Source organism: Haladaptatus sp., from assembly GCF_049589095.1.
Classification (GTDB): Archaea; Halobacteriota; Halobacteria; order Halobacteriales; family Haladaptataceae; genus Haladaptatus.
In genome coordinates this window covers 1-4,696 of the sequence record NZ_JBAWAC010000397.1, presented here as the reverse complement: position 1 = coordinate 4,696, position 4,696 = coordinate 1, and the positions used below count along the sequence as shown (strand labels likewise).

The 4,696-nt window shown below is 63.1% G+C and carries 5 protein-coding genes; 4 read left to right on the top strand and 1 reads right to left on the bottom strand.

Annotation, left to right across the window (positions count from 1 at the left end; translation table 11 throughout):
- The 3 genes from WBV42_RS12510 to WBV42_RS12500 form a co-directional block, all read left to right on the top strand.
- Positions 1 to 186 (top strand): DUF99 family protein (locus WBV42_RS12510; RefSeq protein ID WP_423986328.1); only part of this gene is annotated, 186 nt, incomplete at its 5' end.
- 32 nt (positions 187 to 218) lie between these two features.
- On the top strand, positions 219 to 1,052 hold the full coding sequence (locus WBV42_RS12505; protein WP_423986327.1) for a pantoate kinase: 834 nt from the start codon (positions 219 to 221) through the stop codon (positions 1,050 to 1,052).
- 64 nt (positions 1,053 to 1,116) lie between these two features.
- Entirely contained in the window at positions 1,117 to 1,860 is a 744-nt protein-coding gene (locus WBV42_RS12500) for a 4-phosphopantoate--beta-alanine ligase (RefSeq protein ID WP_423986326.1), read from the top strand.
- Here the strand turns inward: WBV42_RS12500 and WBV42_RS12495 are convergent.
- The gene (locus tag WBV42_RS12495) at positions 1,857 to 3,008 is read right to left on the bottom strand and encodes a glycoside hydrolase (RefSeq protein WP_423986325.1); all 1,152 of its coding nucleotides are present in this window, start codon (positions 3,006 to 3,008) and stop codon (positions 1,857 to 1,859) included. The two genes, WBV42_RS12500 and WBV42_RS12495, sit on opposite strands and share 4 nt — an antisense overlap.
- Positions 3,009 to 3,258: 250 nt before the next feature.
- Between WBV42_RS12495 and WBV42_RS12490 the strand changes: the two genes are divergently transcribed.
- Positions 3,259 to 4,696, top strand: a 1,438-nt coding sequence (locus WBV42_RS12490) for a cation:proton antiporter (RefSeq protein ID WP_423986324.1), incomplete at its 3' end; no start/stop codon positions are given.

Sequence of the window (4,696 nt, the reverse complement as noted above, 5' to 3'; positions counted from 1 at the left end):
GTGTTCGTCCGCCACGTCGGAATGGATGCCGACGAAGCCACGGAAGTCGTGCGCGCGTTCACACCCGAAGGAGGGCGTCCAGAACCCCTGCGCGTGGCGCGACTGGCGGCCCGCGCCGTGGACGACTTCGAGACGGACCGATCGAACGGGAGTGAGACGGGGGGAGACGACGCGGACAAATTTTAACCGTTATACGCCGTCGGCCGAAACCGGGACGTATGAGCGACGAGGTTGGTCGCGCGTTCGTTCCCGGCCATATCACGGGGTTCTTCAGCATCCACGAGGACGACGACCCCGAGCGGGCGGGGTCTCGCGGGGCGGGGCTGACACTTTCGGAAGGCGTCACCGTGACCGTCGAACCGGCAGCGGAGACGAGTATAGACCTGAACGGCGAGTTCGCCGCCGTCGAATCGGGGCGTCGAGTGTTGGACGACCTCGACTTGACGGCCCGTATTTCGGCAGAGACGACGCTCCCACTGGGGGCCGGATTCGGCATCTCGGGTGCGCTCGCACTCGGAACGGCGTTCGCCGCGAACGACGTGTTCGGCGGCGGCCGCTCGGAGAACGAACTCGTCACTATCGCACACGGGGCGGAAGTCGAGGCCGGGACCGGACTCGGTGACGTGGTTGCACAGGCCCGCGGCGGCATTCCCATCCGCCTCGAACCGGGTGCACCGGCGCACAATCGCCTCGATGGGGTCCCGACGCGGGCCAACATCGAGTATCTCTCGCTGGGCGAACTCTCGACGGCGGAAGTCCTCTCGGGGAGCACGACCCGGCTTTCGGAGGCAGGCGTGGAGGCGCTCGTCGCGTTGGTGAACGAACCAACGATGGAGACGTTCATGGAACAGTCCAACGAGTTCGCCGAGCGGGCGGAACTGCTCACCGACGAGGTTCGGGACGTCATCGAGGACGTTCACGACGAAGGGGGACAAGCGTCGATGGCGATGCTCGGAAAGACGGTATTCGCACTCGACTCCGGACTCTCCGACGCGGGCTACGACGCGAACGCGTGCCGGACCCACCACGCGGGCGCGACACTCATCGAGTGAGGACGAACCACCCATCGAACGGGTAAATCACGGCTGTTTTGACCCTCCGTTTCCGATATCGACCATGAGCCACGAGGTAGAGATTCCGGAGGACCATCCGCGACAGCAATCGCTTCTCACGCGACACCGCATCGAGGACGGCGTCGAGAAAGGAGTCACGAGCAAGCAGGGCCTCATCGCCGAAGGACGCGGCGAGGCGTTCGATTACCTGCTGGGCGAAGCGACGCTCCCGAGCGCCGACGACGCGGAGCGTGCGGCGGCGGCGCAGTTGCTCCTCGCCGACCACGCCGTGCTCTCCGTGAACGGCAACGTGGCGGCGCTCGTTCCGAAGGAAACCGTCGAACTCGCCGAGGCCACCGGTGCGGACATCGAGGTCAACCTGTTCGGCCGAACCGAAGAGCGCATGCGGGCCATCGCCGACCACCTGCGCGCACACGGCGCGGAGAACGTCAAGGGACTCACCGCCGACGCCCGGATTCCGGGCTTGGAACACGAACGCGGGAAGGTGGACGCGGACGGAATCTACGACGCGGACGTCGTTCTCGTTCCGCTGGAGGACGGCGACCGGGCCGAAGCGCTCGCGGAGATGGGTAAAACCGAAATCGTCATCGACCTCAACCCGCTCTCGCGGTCGCCACGAACCGCCGCGGTTCCGGTCATCGACAACATCATCCGGGCGGTTCCGAACATGACGAAACACGCCCGCGAACTCGCGGACGCCTCGCCCGAAGAACTGGAGTCCATCGTCGCGGAATTCGACCGCGAGAAAGCGCTCAACGCCGCCGAGCGAGCGATCCGTGATATCTAGTCGGTCAGCGACCTCTCGACCGGTTTCGCCCACTCCGGCCACTCCTGTCGTTCTTCCCCCGAAAACGACGGGTCACCGGACATGGCCTTGATGGCACGCGCGTCGTCCAGACTCCAGACCGCGCCGTCCTCGTGGAAGATTCCGCTCAACAACCCCTGTCTCCTGCGGTACACCTGATAGGCCGGTTTGACCATGAGCGACCAGAAGAAGTTCCCCACGCCTGCCCGCCGAATCAACGGCGCGAGCGACGAGTAGTTCGGTGGGTGTGTTCCCTGTCCCCTACGCGGCGGCTTGAGACATTGCCACTCGGACAGCCAGATGGGGCGACCGAACCGACGCTCGGCCGCGTTGATTCGCTTCAACAGGTTCCGATAGTTCTTCTTCGTGTGCCCGAAGTTGCTGTGACACTGGAACACCTCGCTCCCCCACTTTCGATACTGCTCGTTGTTCTCGATGTTCGTCGAACCGACCGACAACGGCACCCGTCCGCGTTGGTTCCACAGCGTCCGAAACATCCCCTCTGCGAACTGTAGCTTCCACGGCCGCCAACACGGCTCGTTGATGAGTTCGATGGCCAACAGACGGGAATCGTCGCGGTAACGGTCCATGAACCACCGGATGAACTCCCGTGGAAGGTGCCACCGTTTCGACTGCTCCATGATCTTTCGCGACGGCGAGAACACCGGACGGGCGGTGACTGGATCCCTGTTCGTCAAGGTGTGGTGGCTCGGATTCGCCCCGATACCCTCGAAGATGCCCAACAGCACCCGCAACCCGTGGTCCGCCGCCGTCGTCAGGAAATGCTCCAGTCGAAGTCCGAACCGCGTCGGTTCCCGTTGCCACGCCTCGAAACTCAACCACACCCGTAACGCGTTGAGGTTGATACGACTCGCATAACAGAGGTCGCGCTCGATGACGTCCGAATCGTAGCCGTTCCACATCTGGAACGTGTTGAACGCCCGCGACGGGAAGTAGATGGCCCCCCGAACGTCCACTGGCGCGTTCGTCTCGTCGGTCGTTCCGTCGTCGCCGGACGTGCAATCGGCGTCGCTCTCGGGTCGTTGTCCGAACCCTCCAACGATGCCGATACCGGCCGCTACACTACCGAACCCGAGCACCGCTCGCCGCGTCGAATGTCCGTTCCCCATGAGACCCCGTTCGCGGCTATCGATTGCCGACGACAAATCAGTTTTCCAGCTAGATTCATATCAGTTCGCCCTAAACCGAACACCGGTGCTGTTTCTCCGCCGGGCGTGTTTTTGACAAACGGTGTGTTTTATTCCAAAAACCGAAACAAACACCCACCAATATTCGCGACCCACCCCGTGCAGTCGCGCGTTTTTTCCACTGATTTTATAACTGTCCACCCTCTCCTACCCGGTACATGGAGGGCCAGCAGTGAGTGCCGAGGCCGCGAGTGCGCAGTTGCTGTACATAGTCACCGCCATCATCGGACTCGGTGTCATCTCACAGGTGCTCGCGGATCGGTTTCAAGTGCCGAGCGTGTTGTTTCTCATCGCGGCAGGGATCATCTTCGGACCGGTCGGACTGCACCTGCTGAACCCGTCGGCGTTCGGTGACGCGCTCTCGTCCATCGTGGGACTGAGCGTGGCCATCATCGTCTTCGAAGGTGCGTTCCATCTGAAGGTGAACAAGCTCCGGGAGGCACCATCGGCGCAGATTCGCCTCGTCACCATCGGCGCGCTCATCTCGTTGTTGGGGACGGCGACGGTCATCCGGTTCGCGCTCGATCAACCGTGGGACCTCTCGTTACTCATCGGATCGTTGCTCGTCGCGACCGGTCCGACGGTCATCACGCCGATCCTGTCGGTCGTCCCGGTCAGGGACAGGGTCGCGGCCGCGCTCGAAACCGAAGGAATCGCCAACGACGTGACGGCCGCGATCCTCGCCGTCGTGATGTTCGAGGTGTTGGTTCTCACCGGATCGAGCGCGTTCCACGTCGGCGAGTTTTTCGCGTCGTTCGTTCGCCGCCTCGGAACCGGCATGCTCGTCGGAATCCTCGTCGCCGGGATAATCTGGTACATCCTCCGGCATCTCGACCTCTCGCCGGGGAACGCACCACAGAACTCCCGGTTGTTGGTGCTGGTCGGCGCGTTGACCGCCTACGCCGCCGCCGATATCGTCGCCAGGGAGTCCGGCATCGCGGCGGTTGCGACGGCCGGTATCCTTCTCGGCAACGCGGACCTCCCCTACGAGGAGAAGATCGAGGAGTTCAAAGGGGACATCACGCTGGTCGTCCTCTCGTTCGTGTTCATCACGCTGGCGGCCTTGCTCAAGCCGAAAGACCTCTTCGCGCTCGGGATCGGAGGGGCCATCGTCGTGTTCGTCGTGATGTTCGTCATCCGGCCGCTCATCGTCTTCATTTCGACATCGGGCGGGCGGTTCACGCGGGACGAGAAGCTGTTTATGGGTTTCGTCGGCCCGCGCGGCATCATCCCGGCGTCCGTCGCGACCCTGTTCGCCTTCCGCATTCGTAACTCGGCCGACGTGATTCCGAACGCAGAGCATGCGGCGACGGTACTCATCGGTACCGTCTTCCTAGTCATCGTCGTGACCGTCGTGCTCGAAGGCGGGTTCGCCCGATTTATCGCTGAATATCTGAACGTAATTCCAATGCGCGTACTCATCATCGGAGGCGGAAAGGTGGGCCGGTCGCTCGCCGCACGCCTCGAAGACCGTGGAGAGAACGTCGTGCTGATAGAGCAGGACGAAACGATAGTGCAAACCGCCCGCGAGGAGGGATACACCGTCCACGACGGCGACGGCACGGACACAGAAGTACTCCGGTCGTCCGGGGCAGGAAACGCGAAAATCG